14 protein-coding genes are annotated in these 12,596 nt (G+C 62.7%); 7 read left to right on the top strand and 7 right to left on the bottom strand.

Annotated features, from left to right (window positions below):
* Nucleotides 1-254: 254 nt before the first annotated feature.
* Nucleotides 255-596 carry a DUF2147 domain-containing protein gene (locus ACSQ3E_RS07745; RefSeq protein WP_067964273.1) on the top strand — a complete coding sequence of 114 codons (342 nt, stop codon included), beginning with the start codon at nucleotides 255-257 and terminating at the stop codon, nucleotides 594-596.
* A 99-nt stretch (nucleotides 597-695) separates the two neighbouring features.
* On the opposite strand, the gene ACSQ3E_RS07740 is transcribed toward ACSQ3E_RS07745, so the two are convergent.
* Together ACSQ3E_RS07740 and ACSQ3E_RS07735 are read right to left on the bottom strand one after the other, a co-directional pair.
* Complete coding sequence (locus ACSQ3E_RS07740) at nucleotides 696-1,418, bottom strand: glutathione S-transferase family protein (protein WP_436122237.1); 723 nt, start codon at nucleotides 1,416-1,418, stop codon at nucleotides 696-698.
* Nucleotides 1,419-1,533: 115 nt separating this feature from the next.
* A complete protein-coding gene (locus ACSQ3E_RS07735) occupies nucleotides 1,534-1,746 on the bottom strand; it encodes a hypothetical protein (protein WP_310323480.1) in 213 nt (70 codons plus the stop codon).
* On the opposite strand from ACSQ3E_RS07735, the gene ACSQ3E_RS07730 reads away from it, so the two are divergent.
* Together ACSQ3E_RS07730 and ACSQ3E_RS07725 are read left to right on the top strand one after the other, a co-directional pair.
* A complete protein-coding gene (locus tag ACSQ3E_RS07730; protein WP_310323369.1) occupies nucleotides 1,746-1,940 on the top strand; it encodes a hypothetical protein in 195 nt (64 codons plus the stop codon). The two genes, ACSQ3E_RS07735 and ACSQ3E_RS07730, sit on opposite strands and share 1 nt — an antisense overlap.
* 63 nt (nucleotides 1,941-2,003) lie before the next feature.
* Entirely contained in the window at nucleotides 2,004-3,506 is a 1,503-nt protein-coding gene (locus ACSQ3E_RS07725; RefSeq protein WP_310323367.1) for an AMP nucleosidase, read from the top strand.
* 27 nt (nucleotides 3,507-3,533) lie between these two features.
* Here the strand turns inward: ACSQ3E_RS07725 and ACSQ3E_RS07720 are convergent, their stop codons facing one another.
* Nucleotides 3,534-4,688, bottom strand: coding sequence for a hypothetical protein (locus ACSQ3E_RS07720; protein ID WP_436122236.1), 1,155 nt, complete (start codon nucleotides 4,686-4,688; stop codon nucleotides 3,534-3,536).
* Between the two features lie 127 nt (nucleotides 4,689-4,815).
* Complete coding sequence (locus tag ACSQ3E_RS07715) at nucleotides 4,816-5,418, bottom strand: DUF922 domain-containing Zn-dependent protease (protein ID WP_436122235.1); 603 nt, start codon at nucleotides 5,416-5,418, stop codon at nucleotides 4,816-4,818.
* Nucleotides 5,419-5,617: 199 nt separating this feature from the next.
* Here ACSQ3E_RS07715 and ACSQ3E_RS07710 point away from each other — a divergent pair, with 199 nt between their 5' ends.
* Complete coding sequence (locus tag ACSQ3E_RS07710) at nucleotides 5,618-6,652, top strand: endonuclease/exonuclease/phosphatase family protein (protein WP_436122234.1); 1,035 nt, start codon at nucleotides 5,618-5,620, stop codon at nucleotides 6,650-6,652.
* Nucleotides 6,653-6,721: 69 nt separating this feature from the next.
* On the opposite strand, the gene ACSQ3E_RS07705 is transcribed toward ACSQ3E_RS07710, so the two are convergent.
* A complete protein-coding gene (locus tag ACSQ3E_RS07705; RefSeq protein WP_436122233.1) occupies nucleotides 6,722-8,404 on the bottom strand; it encodes an electron transfer flavoprotein-ubiquinone oxidoreductase in 1,683 nt (560 codons plus the stop codon).
* Nucleotides 8,405-8,652: 248 nt separating this feature from the next.
* Between ACSQ3E_RS07705 and ACSQ3E_RS07700 the strand changes: the two genes are divergently transcribed.
* Both ACSQ3E_RS07700 and ACSQ3E_RS07695 read left to right on the top strand, forming a co-directional pair.
* On the top strand, nucleotides 8,653-9,306 hold the full coding sequence (locus tag ACSQ3E_RS07700; RefSeq protein WP_436122232.1) for a hypothetical protein: 654 nt from the start codon (nucleotides 8,653-8,655) through the stop codon (nucleotides 9,304-9,306).
* Nucleotides 9,307-9,342: 36 nt separating this feature from the next.
* The gene (locus ACSQ3E_RS07695) at nucleotides 9,343-10,230 is read left to right on the top strand and encodes a uracil-DNA glycosylase family protein (RefSeq protein WP_436122231.1); all 888 of its coding nucleotides are present in this window, start codon (nucleotides 9,343-9,345) and stop codon (nucleotides 10,228-10,230) included.
* Here the strand turns inward: ACSQ3E_RS07695 and ACSQ3E_RS07690 are convergent, their stop codons facing one another.
* Complete coding sequence (locus ACSQ3E_RS07690) at nucleotides 10,231-10,635, bottom strand: hypothetical protein (RefSeq protein WP_436122230.1); 405 nt, start codon at nucleotides 10,633-10,635, stop codon at nucleotides 10,231-10,233.
* Nucleotides 10,636-10,767: 132 nt separating this feature from the next.
* Between ACSQ3E_RS07690 and ACSQ3E_RS07685 the strand changes: the two genes are divergently transcribed.
* The gene (locus tag ACSQ3E_RS07685; protein WP_436122229.1) at nucleotides 10,768-11,562 is read left to right on the top strand and encodes a helix-turn-helix domain-containing protein; all 795 of its coding nucleotides are present in this window, start codon (nucleotides 10,768-10,770) and stop codon (nucleotides 11,560-11,562) included.
* On the opposite strand, the gene ACSQ3E_RS07680 is transcribed toward ACSQ3E_RS07685, so the two are convergent.
* Nucleotides 11,540-12,541: a Stealth CR1 domain-containing protein gene (locus tag ACSQ3E_RS07680; RefSeq protein ID WP_436122228.1), complete on the bottom strand. Its 1,002-nt coding sequence runs from the start codon at nucleotides 12,539-12,541 to the stop codon at nucleotides 11,540-11,542. The genes ACSQ3E_RS07685 and ACSQ3E_RS07680 overlap by 23 nt on opposite strands.
* Between the last annotated feature and the right edge of the window lie 55 nt (nucleotides 12,542-12,596).

Raw genomic sequence — 12,596 nt, 5'->3', positions numbered from 1 at the left:
GGCTGGAATTTGAAGAAAATGCGATGAAAACTCTCAGGCCGCCGGATAAGTCTTTGATAACCACGCGACACATTGATCCGCTGCCAAGGATGAACTTCGGCACTCGGACGACGCGTTTCGGGGCTCTCAAAAAGGCTCAAAACTTCCCTTGCGGCACCACTTTCGTTTTGCCGACAGCTGCATTACGCTTACGTTTGCGTAAACGTCAGGCAGGGAGAGTGCCTGTGAGCGACAATTCAACCGGGAGGACTTCAATGCTTCGCAAGATGAGCCTGGCCATCGCGGCCACCCTGATGATGGCGGGGGCTGCCTATGCCGATCCGATCGAGGGCAACTGGAAGACGGAAGCCGGATCGACTGCCGCGATCACGCCCTGCGGCGGCGGCTTCTGCATCACGCTGAAGGACGGCAAGCACGCCGGCAAGAAGATCGGCACCTTCAACGCCAATGGCGGCACCTATGCCGGCAAGATCACCGATCCGGCCAATGACAAGACCTATACTGGCAAGGCTTCGGTCGCCGGCTCGACGCTCAAGATGAGCGGCTGCGTGCTCGGCGGCCTGATCTGCAAGACGCAGAACTGGAAGAAGCTGTAAGCGAATAGCGAATAGCGAATAGCGAATAGCGAATAGACGGCTCACAACGACCCTGGCGGTCAAGAGTCCCTCATCGCTATTCGCTATATCCTAGCCGCCTTATGCCCTCGCCCGCTGGCCGAACAGTACCTTCTGGGCTTCCTTGTCGTCGGCGAGGTTACGGCGATGGTCTTCGCCAACAGCCAGGCCGCGGATAACGGCGGGACGGGCTAGCAGCGTGTCGAACCAGCGCTTGAGATGCGGGAAGTCCTCGAGCTCCTGGCCCTGGTTCTTGTAGGGCTTGACCCAACCGAGCGAGGCGATGTCGGCGATCGAATAGTCGCCCGCCAGGAATTCGCGATCGGCGAGTCGCTTGTTCATCACGCCATAGAGCCGGTTGACCTCATTGGTGTAGCGGTCGATGCCATAGGCGATCTTCTCCGGCGCGTATTGCCGGAAGTGATGTGCCTGGCCGGCCATCGGGCCGAGGCCACCTACCTGCCAGAACAGCCACTGATCGACCTCGGCACGGCCGCGCTCATCCGAGGGATAGAGCTTGCCGAACTTGCGGCCGAGATATTGCAGGATCGCACCGGATTCGAAGATCGAGATCGGCGCGCCGCCCCACTTGCCGTCAGCAGTCGGGCCTTCCGGGTCGATGATGGCAGGCATGCGGTTGTTGGGGGCGATCTTGAGGAATGACGGCTCGAACTGCTCACCCTTGCCGATGTTGATGTATTTGACCGTATAGGGAACGCCAAGTTCCTCCAGCATGATCGAAATCTTCCAGCCATTGGGCGTGGGCCAGTAATAGAGTTCGATCGGCAATGTCTGACTGGTCATTCCGCAGTCTCCGTTGGTGAGCGATGCTCTGGAGATATGCGTGGCGGGGCGAAACACAACCCTGCGGACACATTAAGCCCTGTCAATAAATTTGAACCGAAGATGAACGGAGGTCTCAGAACCCGTTCAGTCGCAGCTTGGCATAGTCCGATCCATCGAAGGAGAAGACACCAATGCTCGCCCGCCGGTTCACCATCGTCTGCCTGCTGAGTGCCCTGTTCGGGATCATGTTCGCAACGCTGGTGGCAGAGACCAGCCGCCCGGCGCGATCCTGGGAAATCGTGACGAAGTAACGAAACAACGCAAAACCGAAAAGAAGCAACGCCAATGACCCGCACCGCAACCCAGATCAAGAAGACGCTCCGGCTCCTGCCGCGCGCTGCTTTGATCCTGATGGTCCTTGCCGCTCCGGTGCTGGCCGTTCCGCAGCTTCGCGCCGACAACGGCTCGACGATCGAGGCACCTGCCGCTCGCAAGAGCGGCGTCGGCTTCGTCCTCTTGGTCAGCCTGCAGCGCGCCTGAGAGATTTGAAGGAGGCGCCGCGAGCCCCCTCGCAGCCGTCATAATTGATCTCTATAATAGGTCATGGAAAAGCGAATCTATCCTCAACCTATCGAATCGATCTCTTCGCCGCTGCCGTTTCCACGGCAGAGCTTTACTGATGCTACCAAGGCGGTTGCTGCCTTGCAGGCGCTTTACGAGCGCAACACCGCCTTCCTGCGCGATGCTTTTGCCTCGCTCGCAGCCGGCGCAGACACCAATGTCAGGTTCCGCGCCTGCTATCCCGAAGTCGGCGTCACCACGACATCCTACTCGCAGGTCGACTCGCGCCAGGCCTACGGCCACATGCCGACGCCAGGGCATTTCTCGACGACGATCACCCGGCCGGACCTGTTCAAGAGCTACCTCACCGAACAGCTCAAGCTGATCATGCGCAACCATGGCGGCCCGGTGACGGTTTCGGAATCGACGACGCCGATCCCGCTGCATTTCGCCTTCCTCGAAGGCACCCATGTCGACGGTGCCGCCGCCGACCGCATCCAGCGGCCGATCCGCGACCTGTTCGACGTGCCTGATCTCGACGGCACCGACGACCATATCGCCAACGGCACGTTCGAGATCATGCCGGGCGAATCCCGGCCGCTGGCCGTGTTCACCGCCCAGCGCATCGACTATTCGCTGCACCGGCTGGCGCACTATACCGCGACCACGCCGCAGCACTTCCAGAACTTCGTTCTGTTCACCAACTACCAGTTCTACATCGACGAATTCGTCGTATTGGCCCGCGACCTGATGGCCAAGGGCGGCGGCGGTTACTCGGAGTTCGTCGAGCCGGGCGGCGTGGTGACCAAGGCAGGCGACTCGGCGCCGTCCGAAGGCACGCCTGCCGCGCGGCTGCCGCAGATGCCGGCCTACCACCTGAAGAAGCCTGGCCATGCCGGCATCACCATGGTCAACATCGGGGTCGGACCCTCCAACGCCAAGACCATCACCGACCACATCGCCGTGCTGAGGCCGCATGCCTGGCTGATGCTTGGCCACTGTGCCGGCCTGCGCAACACCCAGGCGCTCGGCGACTATGTGCTGGCGCATGCCTATGTCCGCGAGGACCACGTGCTCGACGACGACCTGCCGGTGTGGATCCCGATCCCGCCGCTGGCCGAGGTGCAGGTGGCGCTGCAGGAGGCGGTCGCGGAAGTAACCGGCCTGTCCGGCTACGATCTCAAGCGCATCATGCGGACGGGCACGGTCGCCACCATCGACAACCGCAACTGGGAGCTGCGCGACCAGCGCGGACCGGTGCAACGGCTGTCGCAGTCGCGCGCGATTGCGCTCGACATGGAATCGGCGACGATCGCGGCCAACGGCTTCCGCTTCCGCGTGCCCTACGGCACACTGCTGTGCGTTTCCGACAAGCCGCTGCATGGCGAACTCAAGCTGCCGGGAATGGCGACGGAGTTCTACAAGCGGCAGGTGGCACAACATCTGACCATCGGCATACGCGCGATGGAGAAGCTGGCCGAAATGCCCAATGAGCGGCTGCATTCGCGCAAGCTGCGCAGCTTCGCCGAAACGGCGTTCCAGTAAGCTGCGGACCGACCAAATGGCCGCTGGCTAGTGCTTGCGGCCGAAAACAGCGGTGCGTCGAGTGAACCCGCCACCAAAGCGCGGCGCTGGCGACGGGTCGTCCGAGCCGCCCTCGCCCTTGCGGTAAAGCTGCAGGCTGTTGCCCACGGCCTGGGCCGTGCGCTCCTTCTGCTCCCAATCGGCGATCAGTTCGCGCCGCTTGTCCCTGTCCGGTTCGACAGAGGCGGCGACGCTGCGCATGCCGCCTGATATCAGCGTGCGGGTCTCGTGTTCCATCGTGGTGTAGCTGTGCTGTCGGGAGAAGCGCAGCGTCAGCGCATAGCAGGGCTCGCGCATGCCAATCGGGTGCTGCTCGGCAGACAGATGCCTGACGCGATAGGAATAGTCGCCGTTTTCGGGACCGAAGGTCTCGTCGTCGGGGACGATGTAGCCGTTGGGCAAAATAGCGACACGCATGAAGGCCAGCGCGGCGTCGTAGAGATCGATCCACGGAATGGGCGCCGGCGCGACATAGACTTCGCGGCCGATATAGTCGGCGCCGCCCAGGGTCAGCAGACCGGCTGGCTGCTCGTTGAAGCCGGGCACGGGCTCGCCGGCGAAAAGCTTGGGATGAACGGTCAGCATGCTGGGCTGCGGCTGGTCCAGAAACGCCGTGAACTGCTCTCCGGCGATGAGCATATTGTTCTGGGTCCAGTGGATGGCGCTGGCAGGCTGGATCTTGAGCAGGTGGCGGCAGACTTCGCCGAGGATCTCGACGCGCATATTGAACTCGCGCAGCGTCGCGCCGGGGCGCGGCATGCCGATCTGGCTGAAGAAGCCCGCAATTTCAGGGTTGTCGGTGACGCCTCCCATGACGCCATGATGCACCTCGACAAGGACATGCGCGGTGTGCCGGCGCACGCGCTCCCTGGCATCCGGCATCAGAAGGGTCGTGACCGCGGAGCCAAGTGTCGGGGCGAAGACTGCCGCATCGGCGGGCCGCGGAAAATAGGTGACCAGGATGCGGAACTCGCCCGGCCCCATCATCAGGACGAAATGACGGTCCTCCTGGACGATGTTGAGCGGAAGCTGATTGTTGAGCATCGCTGCACGGAAGGCATTGAGATGCAGCGACGGATAGATCTCATCTCCGCCCTCATAGAGGATCGCTGCCTGGATATTGTTGGTGTACCTGCCGGTCATGGTTGCACCTCGCGTCAAGGCAACGGTGCCATTTGGCCGCAAAAGCAAGGTTAACTTCCAGCGCAACCATAAGCTGTGGTTAAAAATCCCCTTGCGTCATGCAGGTTCCGCGTCGAGGCAGGTAAGACTACTGCCCGTTGACGAAGGACAGGATCAGGCGATGGACGTTGCCGCCATCGTTGAGCTCGACGCGGTCGAAGTCGCTGCTTTGCTGGCGTTGTGCCAGAGACGCCTCAGACAGTGGTTTGATCATCTCCTGCCTGATCTTCTTGCAGTTCGGATCGCCCGGAACCGAAAGGCCGATCGTGGTTCGCTCGATTGTCGCCACCATGTCCTTGATCATCTGGCCGTGCACCAGCTCGTGGCGGCGGACGCCTTCGTAAAAGACATCCCAGCGCTGCTTCAGCCCGCCCGGCAAGCGTCCGGCCGGCTTGGGCAAGGTGTAGGTGATGATGAGCTTTGGCTTGGCCGAGACCAGCGTGCAGGTGTCGCCTTGCGGCACGTAGTTGCGCTGCCAGGTGAGCTTGAAATTGGTGTCCGCGATGGCGCGGCCGATACCGGCTTTCGGGCCGCGCTCGCCGATCGAGGCGTAGAGCTCGGGGGCCGTGGTTCCCGAGATTGCGTAGGTCTTGACCTGCTCGACGACCTGTCCCTCGGCTTGCGCGGCAAACGGGGTCATGACGATCAGCGCCACGCATGCACGTAGCCAGCGATGGGCGGTTGATTTCATTCCAGTCTCCGCAAGGCCAATGCATGCGCGCATCGATGCCGGTTTCCAGGCCATCGGTCTCACGAGTCGCCCAGCATTTCAACCGTTGGTCACGGGCATAGCCAACTTGCACCGCGGCGCCGACGGAGCTTTCCAGCAAAGCGCAAACGGCCCATAATCGATCATCAATGGGCCGTATTTGTTGCTACATGAAATCAGAATGACGACGTTTTGCAGATTGGGCAGGATCGCCTGCTTCTTGGCGATGATGATCTTGTCGGCGCCGCTGGTCGCCGGATTCTTCGGCGCCTGGCATCCGGCGCTCGACTCGTTTGCGCATTTCAGGGTGCATCTGGCGGTGGCGATGATGCTGGCGGCACTGCCGCTGCTCTTGACCTCGCTGCGCTGGCAGGCGGTTGCCGCCCTGGCATTTGGCGCTGCGGCCCTTTCCACCACCTCCAGTTCGCTGCCCTTGCCCGGGCTCGGTCCGGTACATGCCGCGTTCCAGCCGCGCGCCGAAGGCCGGCCGGTCTACAAGATGCTGCAGATGAACCTGCGCTTCAAGAACACCGAACCCGGCAAGGTGCTGTCGCTTGTCGGCCGCTGGCAGCCCGACGTGATCACCTTCCAGGAGGTGTCGGCGATGTGGGAAGGCAAGCTGCAACCGCTGTTCGCGCGCTACCCCTATCGCATGATGTGCCCTTATCCGAACGGCATCTTCGGCGTGGCGATCCTGTCGCGACGGCCATTTGCCGAAGGCGGCGAGCCGCAATGTTTCGGCGAAGGCGCATTGGCGGTTGCCAGGGTCGATTTCGGTGGCCGGGCAAGCGACGTCGTGTCCATCCATCTCGGCTGGCCCTGGCCGTTCGAGCAGTCGGGCCAAATCGATGAATTGGGCGGCAATCTCGCTGCCCTCGGCCAGAACGCCATTCTCGGCGGCGACTTCAACGCCACACCATGGAGTGCTGCCGTGGCTCGCGTTGCCAGGCTTGGCGGGCTGACTTTGATGCCAGCCGCCGGCCGCACCTGGCTGACCTTCATGCTGCCCGATTTCATGAGCTTTGCGGGGCTGACCATCGACCATGTCATGGCCAAGGGTGACGTGCTGGTCCACCAGGTGACGATGGGTGAGGATGCCGGCTCGGACCATCGTCCGCTGCTGGTCGAGTTCTCGTTCCGCGACACGGCCACCCATCCAGAAGACAGCGAGACGGAAACGGTGGCGACCGAAAGCGCCTCAGCACCCCGCAGCTAAAGAAACGGCCCGGAAGTCTGGAGACTTCCGGGCCGTTTCGTTTGTTAGCTGGAGGCCAGCCGGCCTCGATCACATGTTTGGATAGACCGGCCCTTCGCCGCCCTGCGGCGGCACCCAGTTGATGTTCTGGTTCGGATCCTTGATGTCGCAGGTCTTGCAGTGGACACAGTTCTGCGCGTTGATGACGAACTTCGCGTCCGCATGGCCGGGATCGCCGGCGATCGAATTGCCGTCCTTGTCGACCCATTCATAGACGCCTGCCGGGCAATAGCGGCTCGAAGGGCCGGCGAAGACGCCATATTCCGAGCGCTTCTGCAGTTCCATGTCCTTGACCTGGAGGTGGACCGGCTGGTCTTCCTCGTGGTTGGTGTTGGACAGGAACACCGACGACAGGCGATCGAAAGTCAACACGCCGTCGGGCTTGGGGTAGTCGATCTTCTTGTGCTTCGAGGCCGGCTCGAGCGACTGGGCGTCCGATTTGCCGTGCTTCAGCGTGCCGAAGGGCGAGACGCCGAACAGCGTGTTGAGCCACATGTCGAGGCCGCCGAGGCCGACGCCCAGGATGGTGCCGAACTTCGACCACAACGGCTTGACGTTGCGGACCTTCTTCAGGTCCTTGCCGATGTCGGTCGAGCGCCAGGCGGCTTCGTAGGAAGCGAGCTCGTCATTGGCGCGGCCGGCGCCGATGGCTTCGGCGACATGTTCGGCAGCGAGCATGCCCGACAGCACGGCGTTGTGCGAACCCTTGATGCGCGGGACGTTGACCAGGCCAGCCGAGCAGCCCATCAGCGCGCCGCCTGGGAAGGACAGCTTCGGCACCGACTGGTAGCCGCCCTCGGTGATCGCGCGGGCGCCATAGGACAGGCGCTTGGCGCCGTCGAAGGTGTGGCGGATCGCCGGATGCGTCTTGAAGCGCTGGAATTCCTCGAAGGGCGAGAGATACGGGTTCTTGTAGTTGAGGTGGAGGACGAAACCGACCGCCACCATGTTGTCCTCAAGGTGGTAGAGGAACGAGCCGCCGCCGGTCTTCATATCGAGCGGCCAGCCGAAGGAATGCTGGACGAGGCCCGGCTTGTGATGCTCGGGCGCGACCTGCCACAGTTCCTTGAGGCCGATGCCGAACTTCTGCGGCTCCTTGCCGGCACCGAGGTCGTATTTGGCGATCAGCTGCTTGGCAAGCGAGCCGCGGGCGCCCTCGCCGATCAAGACGTACTTGCCCATCAGCGCCATGCCGGGAGCGAAGGACGGGCCATGCGAGCCGTCGCGCTCGACGCCCATGTCACCGGTGTAGACGCCGGTGACGGCACCTTCGTCGTTGTAGATGAGGCCGGCGGCGGCGAAGCCGGGATAGATCTCGACGCCGAGCGCTTCAGCCTTCGTCGCCAGCCAGCGGCAGACATTGCCGAGCGAGACGATGTAGTTGCCGTGGTTGCTCATCAGCGGCGGCATGAACATGTTCGGCAGCTTGACCGAACCTGCCGGCCCCAGCACCAGGAAGTGGTCATCTGTGACGGGCGTCTTGAACGGATGGTCGCTGTCTTGGCGCCAGTCGGGCAGCAGACGGTCGATGCCGATCGGATCGACGACGGCACCCGAAAGGATGTGGGCGCCGACCTCGCCGCCCTTCTCGAGCACGACGACGGAGAGTTCAGGATTGACCTGCTTGAGCCGGATCGCCGCCGCCAGGCCCGCCGGGCCAGCGCCAACGATGACAACGTCGAATTCCATGCTCTCGCGTTCGATATCGCTCATCAATCCCTCCGCGTTGGCTAGCCCTGTCCCAGGGGCAATCTGTAGCTAAGCGCTGCATAGCGCATCGTCGGCAAACGTCAAACGGACCAATCCGCACATCGGCTGTTTGGCCTATGACGCTCCTCCAAGTCATGAATTATCTTACGTTAACGTAAAGGTCAAAAGATTTCACCTTTCGGCTGTGCGTTATGGCCCGTACTGTCACAAAACAGGTGTTGTTCAACAGCCTTTTCGTCCATTGATTCTACATGCGCCAACACGTGCCTTGCAGGACCGGACTGGAGCGCTTTCACCCCAAACGCCACATCCTGGCTGGGGCCGCCCTTCTTATTGCGACATGTCTTGTTAGCGAAGGTCGCTCGCAGGAGACCGAGGCCGATCAAAAGGTCTGGAATGCCGGCGCTTACTCGTTTTCCGACGAGCTCGGCGGCTTCAAGATCACCGGCGTTTCGGGAACGGGCACCAGGGAAGACCCCTTCGTGGTCAGGGAAGAGCTGGAATCGGCGACGCCGGTGACGCTGACCATCCGCACGATCCGGCCGATCCGTCCCTTCGACAGCTCGGGCTTCTATGCCAATGGCATTATGTTCATGCGCATCGAGGCGCTGAACAACAGCGGCCAGGCCTGGGTGGAGTTCGAGTTCGAATTGCAGGAGCAGCAGGGCCAGGCCAGCGTGTTTGGCGACGGGCTGTCCTTCGACCAGCGCCGCACCGACAACGTCAACATCTCCTCCGACAGCTTCGTGCAGTACAGCCGCGACTTCGAACCTTATGACCGGCTGCGCTACCTCGATGGTAAGGTCGACCCGCTCGCGGTCGCCAGTTTCAGCTTCCTGGTCACCGACTACACACCACGCTGGCGCTTTTATCTGGTGCAGGACCCGCGCATTCCTTCCTCGTGAACTTGCAAATCGGCGGCGTAACACCGACAAAGGGCCATGGTCTCAATTTCGGGAAACGCCACAACTTCGGGAAACGAATTTCCGGATCTGCGCGATCTGCTCGCCTTCTATGCGGCGGCGGGCGTCGACGATGCGCTTGTCGACGATCCGATCGACAGGTTTGCCGAGAGCGCCGCCCAGCGGCAGGCGGCCCCGGCCAAACAGACAGTACAGGCAGCACAGGCTGGAGAGGGCGGCGCATCGCGCCCTGGTGCGGACAGATCGGCGCCGCCGCCGCCACAGCGCCCCGCGGTTGCCGCCGTGCCGGACGAAGTACAGGCAGCGGCGGCACGCGAGCTTGCCTCCAAGGCTGCATCGCTCGACGAACTCAAGCAGATCATGGAAGGCTTCGACGGCTGCAATCTCAAGACCACCGCCAAGAGCATGGTTTTCGCCGACGGCAACCCTGAAGCCGATCTGATGCTGGTGGGCGAAGCGCCCGGCCGCGACGAGGACCTCGAGGGCCTGCCCTTTGTCGGCCGCTCAGGGCAACTGCTCGACCGTATCCTTGCGGCGATCGGGCTCGACCGGACGTCGGCCTACATTGCCAATGTGATTCCGTGGCGTCCACCCGGCAACCGCACGCCGACGCCGCATGAAACGGAAATCTGCCGGCCATTCGTCGAGCGCCAGATCGCCCTTGCCAGGCCCAAGGTGCTGGTGACGCTGGGTGGCCCCTCGGCCAAGCTGCTGGTCGGATCGCAGGACGGAATTCTGAGGCTGCGCGGCAGCTGGAAGAGCCATGTCACTGCTGACGGCATCGTCATCCCGGTCATGCCGACTTTGCACCCGGCCTATCTACTCAGAAATCCCGCCCACAAGAAACTTGCGTGGCGGGATTTCCTGGAGGTCAAGGCGAAGCTGCGGGAACTTGGCAGCCTCTAGTCAGGCAGCTGCAACCGCTGCAGTAGCGCGGCGGATGCCGATGAACTGCAGTTCGGCGAAGACCGCAACCGCCAGCGCCTGGGCAACCACGAAGGCGATGCCGAGCGCATTGGGCGCAACCACGCCGCTGAGCAGCAGGCCGAAGCTGGCGACCACCCACAGAGCGTTGATGGCGATGATGTCGATCATCATCAGCTTCGACACCGTGGTGCGGCGGGCGACGACCACCAGCATCGCAACGAATGGCACCAGCACCAGGCCGGCCCAGAACAGCAGTTGGGCCGGCAGTTCGAGCAGCGGCGACAGCAGAGGGGCACCCTGCATCATGAGCAGGCCGGCCGCGCCGCTGATCAGCGCATCGGCATGGAGGACGTTGCGGAGGAAGGGGGTGACGGTGATGGACATGGCAAGCTCCTGTTCGGTTGGTGGAGGCTGTCTGCGACCGCCTTCCTGAAACCGAACATCTCATCGCCGCTGAACCAATGCGATTACGCTTGAGGTAATAGCAATCAGAATTCGATTGCTTAATGTAGCGGCATGACAACGACACAGAATTCCGTAGGCGACCTCATCCGCGAATGGCGCACCAGGCGGCGCATGAGCCAACTCGACCTCGCAATGGAAGCCGAAATCTCGCAGCGGCATCTGAGCTTCATGGAGAGCGGGCGCTCGGCGCCATCACGCGACATGGTGCTTCACCTTGCCGAACAGCTGGAGATTCCGCTGCGCCAGCGCAACCAGATGCTGCTCGCCGCCGGATATGCGCCGAGCTTCAGCGAAAAGCCGCTCGACCATCCCTCGCTGGCGCCGGCCATGGAGGCGGTGCGGATGGTGCTGAAGGGGCATGAGCCCTACCCCGCCATAGCAGTCGACCGGCACTGGAACCTGATCGAAGGTAACGCAGCACTCGGTCCGATGCTCGCAGGCGTCGATGCCGCCCTGCTCGAGCCGCCGGTCAACGTGCTCAGGCTCAGCCTGCATCCGAAGGGCGTGGCGCCACGCATCGTCAACCTGCACGAATGGCGTTCGCATCTGCTGGAGCGGCTGAAGCACCAGAACGACACGGCGGGCGACCCGGTACTCAAGGCACTGGAGCAGGAGCTGCTGACCTATCCCGACGGGCCGCGTCAGGGCCGGCCGATGCAGGCCGACCCGCTGGCAATCGCCCACCCGCTACGGCTGCGCGTGGGGGACGACGTGCTGTCCTTCATCAGCACGATCACCGTGTTCGGCACGCCGCTCGACGTGACCTTGTCGGAAATCGCCATCGAGTCGTTCTTCCCGGCCGACGAAGAAACGGCGGCACGGCTCAGGTGCCTGGCTGTTCAGTAGGCTCAAGCCTAATCTCACGACGATCCTTTTCGAATGGCGCCGGGTCTGGAAAGATCGACGCCAAGGCAGCCTGCAACTCCAGGGCCCTGACAGGGGCACGCACATCGTCGTCGATCTCGTCATTGAGGCAGAAGAAGGTAGGCGGGGCCGCGACCAGGCGCGCCAGCGATCGGCTGAACGCGTCATCATCCCTGACGGCGACGACATGCTCGTTCGCCAGCTTCACTTGCACGGCGCCATCCGGCCGGCCGCGATCGCGCTCGGGAATGGCGTTGATGTAGAGCACCCGCGCCTGCGCGTCCGTCCGCTGGCGAAAACGATGCCGTGCGGTGCGGCGCAGCAAGAAGCCGAACCGGGCGTTGAGCCAAGCCAGCTTGTCGAGCTCCATTAGCAACGGGATATGCGGCGGGTAGGACCATCGCCTGCGACGGAAGGCCAGGCACAGCAGCAGGTTGTTGAAGGCCAGCATGTGCCCGTAGCGGTCGGCCCGCAGCCGAAACCTTGGCAGCCTTGCCGACATGACGTGAAGCCGGGACCTGCCATCGGGCGTGACGAACTCTTCGCGTGGCACCATCTGGCCGACGAAGAAGTCGTCGTTGAAAAGCAGGAAGCGGTCAGCGACGCCTGCCCTGCCGATACCATGAAGATTGGCTTCGATGGTGCTGGAGCTGAACACCGGCAGGCTGGACGGCTCGGCGAAGAAATCGCCATGCGTGATCAGATTGATGCCTGCATGATCAAGATCGAGCCATGGCGGCACCTGGCCATTGGTGACGAGATGGATGGTCCGGACCCACGGCAGGTGGAAATGGATCGACCGCAGCGCATAACGCAGCTCGCCATTCTCGCGGTAGCGATAGGATGCCGGCCTCAGCCAGGGCAGCGTCGGCCAATGGCGCAGGAGACTGTCGCGATGGGCAGGATCACTACCGTCGACCCAAGGCATGACGACGTCGATGGGGCCGGAAAACTCACTCAAAAGAATGCCTCGCCGCTCGACCGAAAACAGGCCGCTTCACGTTCCGCGGAGCGGG

The sequence above is a fragment of the Aminobacter sp. LjRoot7 genome, assembly GCF_964252895.1.
GTDB classification, from domain to species: domain Bacteria; phylum Pseudomonadota; class Alphaproteobacteria; order Rhizobiales; family Rhizobiaceae; genus Aminobacter; species Aminobacter aminovorans_B.
Note: the sequence above shows the minus strand (reverse complement) of the source record. Positions and strands in the feature narration are given on the sequence as shown.

Coding starts and splice junctions, on each gene's coding strand:
- ACSQ3E_RS07745 (WP_067964273.1), top strand. CDS start 255: ATGCTTCGCAAGATGAGCCTGGCCATCGCGGCCACCCTGATGATGGCG.
- ACSQ3E_RS07740 (WP_436122237.1), bottom strand. CDS start 1,418: ATGACCAGTCAGACATTGCCGATCGAACTCTATTACTGGCCCACGCCC.
- ACSQ3E_RS07730 (WP_310323369.1), top strand. CDS start 1,746: ATGACCCGCACCGCAACCCAGATCAAGAAGACGCTCCGGCTCCTGCCG.
- ACSQ3E_RS07725 (WP_310323367.1), top strand. CDS start 2,004: ATGGAAAAGCGAATCTATCCTCAACCTATCGAATCGATCTCTTCGCCG.
- ACSQ3E_RS07720 (WP_436122236.1), bottom strand. CDS start 4,688: ATGACCGGCAGGTACACCAACAATATCCAGGCAGCGATCCTCTATGAG.
- ACSQ3E_RS07715 (WP_436122235.1), bottom strand. CDS start 5,418: ATGAAATCAACCGCCCATCGCTGGCTACGTGCATGCGTGGCGCTGATC.
- ACSQ3E_RS07710 (WP_436122234.1), top strand. CDS start 5,618: ATGACGACGTTTTGCAGATTGGGCAGGATCGCCTGCTTCTTGGCGATG.
- ACSQ3E_RS07705 (WP_436122233.1), bottom strand. CDS start 8,404: ATGAGCGATATCGAACGCGAGAGCATGGAATTCGACGTTGTCATCGTT.
- ACSQ3E_RS07700 (WP_436122232.1), top strand. CDS start 8,653: ATGCGCCAACACGTGCCTTGCAGGACCGGACTGGAGCGCTTTCACCCC.
- ACSQ3E_RS07695 (WP_436122231.1), top strand. CDS start 9,343: ATGGTCTCAATTTCGGGAAACGCCACAACTTCGGGAAACGAATTTCCG.
- ACSQ3E_RS07690 (WP_436122230.1), bottom strand. CDS start 10,635: ATGTCCATCACCGTCACCCCCTTCCTCCGCAACGTCCTCCATGCCGAT.
- ACSQ3E_RS07685 (WP_436122229.1), top strand. CDS start 10,768: ATGACAACGACACAGAATTCCGTAGGCGACCTCATCCGCGAATGGCGC.